Source organism: Tenebrionibacter intestinalis (assembly GCF_016632365.1).
Classification (GTDB): Bacteria; Pseudomonadota; Gammaproteobacteria; order Enterobacterales; family Enterobacteriaceae; genus Tenebrionibacter; species Tenebrionibacter intestinalis.
Window position 1 is genome coordinate 1 of the sequence record NZ_JAEPBH010000077.1, and the last position, 5447, is coordinate 5447.

The 5447-nt window shown below is 65.7% G+C and carries 1 protein-coding gene; it reads left to right on the plus strand.

Features of this window, described 5'->3' with window-relative positions:
- Positions 1-76 precede the first annotated feature (76 nt).
- The coding region (locus JJB97_RS17315) for a two-partner secretion domain-containing protein (RefSeq protein WP_238715331.1) at positions 77-5447 on the plus strand (5371 nt) is incomplete at its 3' end.

The window sequence follows — 5447 nt, forward strand, 5'->3', positions numbered from 1 at the left end:
ACAGGGAACGGCGGCGCGCGTTCAGCATTTGCGCGCTTTCGCCGCACATAACAAAAATAAGCAAGGATGAAGCCGGATGAATAAGAATTTATGGCGCGTTATTTTTAACCGCGCCCGTGGGATGTTAATGGTGGTGGCTGAAATCGCCGGTTCCGGCCAGGGCGGCGGCGGGGCGGCGGGTGCAGGCCGTACCCTGATGCGCATCACCGGGCGGTTGCGCCCCGCGCGCTATGCCATACTGCTGGCGCTGGGGGCGGTGTATCCGGCGCAGGGCGCCATCCTGGCGGATAAATCCGCGCCGGGCAACCAGCGCCCCACGGTTATCAGCAGCGCCAACGGCACGCCGCAGGTTAATATTCAGACGCCGGGCGCAGGCGGCGTGTCGCGCAACGTCTACAGCCGGTTCGACGTCGATAAAAAAGGCGTCATCCTCAATAATTCCCACAAAAACGTGCAGACCGAAACCGGCGGTATGGTGGCGGCTAACCCGTGGCTGGCGCGCGGCGCGGCCAGCGTTATCCTTAACGAAGTCAACGCGCGTGATCCCAGTAAACTTGGCGGCTATATCGAAGTGGCCGGGCAAAAGGCGCAGGTGGTTATCGCCAACCCGGCGGGCATTACCTGCGACGGTTGCGGGTTTATCAACGCCAGCCGCGCCACGCTCACCACCGGCCGGACGCAGCTTAATAACGGCGTGATTACCGGCTATGACGTCAGCCGTGGCGAAGTGGTGGTACAGGGCGCCGGACTTGACAGCTCGCGCCAGGATTACACCGACATCATCGCCCGCTCGGTCACCGTGAACGCGGGCGTGTGGGCGAACGACCTTGCGCTCACCACCGGGGTAAACCAGGTGGATGCCGCCCGCGGCGCGGTTCAGGCAAAAAATACGGCTGAGGCAAAGCCGGCCTTCGCGCTGGACGTGGCGGCCGTCGGCGGGATGTATGCCGGAAGGATCCGCCTCACCGGAACGGAAAAAGGCGTGGGCGTACACAACGCCGGTCACATCGGCGCCAGCGCCGGGCACGTTGTGATGAACGCCGACGGCACCATTGATAACCCGGGCAGCATCCACGCCCGGCAGGATATACGGCTCGCCAGCCGGGCCGGCGTGAGCAATCCGGGGCTGCTCCGGGGGCAGGATATCGCCGTGCAGACCGGCGGCGCGCTGACCAACCAGGGCGTCATTGCCGCTGCGAACAACGCGGCGCTCAGCGCCGCCTCTGTCAGCAGCGGCGCGGGCAGCGCGCTGGCGGCGGGCATGACGGATGCCGGCAAAACCGGCAGCCGCGGGACGTTAACCGTGAATGCGCAGGGCGAACTTCAGGCCAGCGGGCAACTGCTGGCCGCGCAGAATATCGCCCTTGACGCCCGCGCGCTGGACCTGCGCCAGGCGCAGAGCCACGCCGGCGGGGCGATAACGCTTATGGCGAAAACCGGCAACGTCTCGCTTGCGCAGGGCAAAACGCAGGCGCAGACGATAGCCATCAACGCGGCGGGGAGCGTGAACCACGATGCCGCCTCGCTTCAGGCGCAGGCGCTGACGGTCAACGCCGCCTCGCTCAGCAACCGCCAGGGCGCGCTTCAGGCCGGTAAGCTGGCCCTCAACGTCCGGGCGCTCGACAACGCCGGCGGTACGCTGTATCACACCGGCAGCGACGACCTGTCGCTGACGGTTGCGAAGAGCATCAATAACGCCGGCGGCGTGATTGCCAGCCATGCGCGCGACCTGACGGTGAAAACCGGGCTGCTGAATAACGCGAGCGGCGCCGTGCGGCATCAGGGCGGCGGCCAGTTGCGCGTGGAGGCAGGCGCAATACAGGGCGACAGCGGGGCGCTGGCCTCCGCCGGCAGCTTCACCCTGAGCGGCGGCGCGCTCCGGCTTGATAATGCGCAGATTAGCGCAGGCCGCATCACGCTTACAGGCGAGTCGCTGTCGCATCGCGGCGGTAAACTGGTGCAGACCGGTCGGGAAACGCTGCGTGTGAACGTCAGCGGCGCGCTGGATAACACCGGGGGCGTGATTGCAGGCCAGGGGGGCGTGGCGCTCAGCGCCGGCGCCGTGGACAACACCCGGGGCGACATGACCGCCGTGGAAGGCGCGCTGGATATCGCCTCACGGGGCGCGCTGCTTAACCGCGACGGCACGCTGCAGGCAGGCGGCCCGGTCACGCTGACCGCAGCGCTGCTCGATAACCTGCGCGGCAACGTGAGCGGCGCGGCCAGTGTGACGCTTAAGGCCGCGGGCGCCATCAGTAACGTCAGCGGCCTGCTGGGCGCGGGCGAAACGCTGAAACTGCTCTCAGCCAGCCTCGACAATGCGCACGGGCAGATTGCGGGCGGGGCGGTGGCGGTGGATACCGGCAGCGGCGTCTTTAACAACAGCAAAGGGCAGCTACTCAGCAACGGCGCGCTTACCGTCAGCGGCGGCGGGTTGAATAATCATGGCGGCCTGGCGCAGGCCGCCGGTACGCTCAGCTTCGACACGCGCGGTCAGCGGCTTGATAACAGCGCCGGCACGATTTACAGCGGCGGGGCGATGACGCTGCGCGCCGGAGCGCTGACGAACACCGGCGGCGGCATTACCGCAGCCAGTACGCTGACGCTCAACAGCGGGGCGGTGAATAACGAAGGGGGGACGCTTGCCAGCGCCGGCGCGGCCTCGCTGTCCACCGGCGCGTTCAATAACAGCAACGGCGCGCGGGTGCGCGCCGACAGTCTGCGCCTTAACACCAACGGCCAGTTGCTCAATAACAGCCACAGCGGCGAAAACGGCGGGCTGATTGCCGGCAACACCCTTGAGCTGAAAACAGGCGAGCTGAACAACGCCCGCGGGTACATTCAGGCCAGAGAGGTGAGCCTGAGCGGCGACGGCGGCACGTTTAATAACGCAGGCGGTGAAGTGCTTGCCGGTAGTAAGCTTGCCATCGACACAAACAAAGGCGGCGTGAATAACGCGAAGGGCAGCCTGCTTTCCGGCGGCGAGCTTGCGCTTAACAGCGGCGCGCTCGACAACCGCGCGGGTTTAATTCAGTCCACGACGGCGCTTGCGCTCAACACAGGCGACGCGGCGCTCAATAACCGCGAGGGGGACATTCTCAGCGCTGGCATGCTGACGCTGCGCGCCGGCGGAGTGGATAACCGGCGCGGGCGGATTGTCGGCGCCGGCGACCTTGACCTGATAACCGGCGCCGTTGATAACCGCTCCGGTAGCGAAAAAGGGGCGCCTGCGCCCGAAAGCCGGCAGGTCAACAACGATGCCGGCCTGATTCAGGCGGCGGGCAACCTCAACATTCACACCCACGGGCAGACGCTGAGCAACCGCAACAGCGGCGACAAAGGCGGCCTGTTCAGCGGCGGGTTGCTTACGTTACAAACCGGCGCGCTCAATAACGGCGCGGGCGTGATATCGGCACAGACAATGGCGCTGCTGACCCGGGCGCTCGATAACCGCCAGGGCCTGCTGCTGGCGGGCGGTGAGATGTCCATTGACACCCGGGGCGCGGCGCTTGATAACAGCGACACGGCCGGCGCGGGCATTCGCGCGCAGGGCGCGCTGACGCTTAAAAGCGCCGCCCTGGATAACCATCACGGTTTTATTGCGGCAAATCAGGCGGCGCTGAGTACCGGCGCGCTAAACAACAGCGACGGCACCCTCAGCGGCAACCGCTGGCTGCGGCTTGGCAGCGCCACCCTGGATAACAGCCGGGGCGCGCTGCTGAGCGCGGGCGATATAACGCTTGCCAGCGGCGGGCTGACGAACGCGCAGGGCAGGGTGCTGGCCGATGGCGCGCTGGACATATCCGGCGGCGCGCTCAACAACCGGCAGGGGCTGTTGCAGGGCGGCGGCGGGCTGACGCTGGCGCAGCTTACCGCCCTTGACAACCAGAACGGCAGCGTGCTTTCCGGCGGCGGCCTGGCGCTCGATACCGCCGCGCTGGATAACCGCGGCGGCGAACTGTTCGCCGCCGGCGATGCGACCGTTACCGTACAGGGCGCGACCGACAACCGCGACGGGTTTATCAAGGCGAACGACGCGCTGACGCTGACCACCGCAACGCTTGACAACAGCGGCACAGGTACGGGCGCGCACGGCGTGGAAGCCACGGATATCACGCTGAATGCGCAAAGCGTGGAGAACAGCCGCGGGCGCATTCAGAGCGCGGCCTCGCTGACGGCGGACATTGCCCGGCGGCTTAACAACAACGCCGGTATGCTGGTCAGCGGCGGTACGCTTGATGTGAAAGGCGGCGCGCTGGCGGTGTCCAACACCGGCGGCACGCTTTACGCCGGCGATGCGCTGAAGCTCGCCGCGACGCGCCTTGGCGGCGACGGCACGGTGTCGTCAGGCGGGGACATGGCGCTCACCCTGCAACAGGACCTGCATAACACCGGCGAGATTGCCGCAGGCGGCAACCTTGACCTCACCACCCACGGTCAGGTGGTGAACGAAGGCAGCATGGGCGCGGGCAATACCCTGACGCTGAACGCCGGAAACCTGGATAACCGGGAAAGCGGCGAACTGAGCGCCACCGGAACGCTGCTGCGCATTGCCGGCCTTTTGAGCAACACCGGTCTGATTGACGGCGGGCTGACGCACATTCAGGCCGGCGCGCTTGAAAACACCGGCAGCGGGCGTATTTATGGCGACCATATCGCGCTTGATGTGAACAGACTCGTTAATGATAAAGACGCCGACAGCGGCAGGGCGGCGGTTATTGCCGCCCGCGAACGGCTGGATATCGCCGCCGGGTACATCCTCAACCGCGACCATGCGCTTCTCTACAGCGCCGGGGATATGAGCTTTGGCGGCGCGCTGGATGCAAACCTTCACGCCAGCGGCCAGGGCGGCACGCTGCAAAACCACAGCGCGCAGATTGAGGCGGCGGGCGATCTGAACCTCAGTATGAAGGCCATTGATAACCGCGACATACACCTGCAGCTCACGCAGGACGTGGTTGAGGTGTCGCGTGAATCGCACGAAGAGTGGCAGTACTGCGAGGGCGACCGTGAAGGCTATGCCTGCAACGGCGGCGACGGCCGGCGCTATGTGCTGGCGGCGGCGGACGAAAACGGCGTCCGCTGGGGGCTGAACGAAGACGGCAGCATCAATTGGGATGTGGCGCTGCTCACCCACGAGAACGGTAAAAACCGCATGCGCTTTAAGGTGCCGGGCTACGACTACAGCAAGCACTTTCTGGCGTATATTTACGACACCATCGTTTCTGAAACACAAATCATCAACCAGGACGCGGCCAGCATCACCAGCGGCGGCGCCATGACGATTAACGGCGGCGCGCTCACCAACCAGGACAGCCGCATTGTGGCGGGCGGAGATCTGATAAACCACGGCGCGACGCTCAACAACCTGGAGACCAAAGGCACCCGCACCGTCGTGGACGACGGCATCCGGCGCTCTTTCTTTAAAAAGGGCGACTGGCACACGG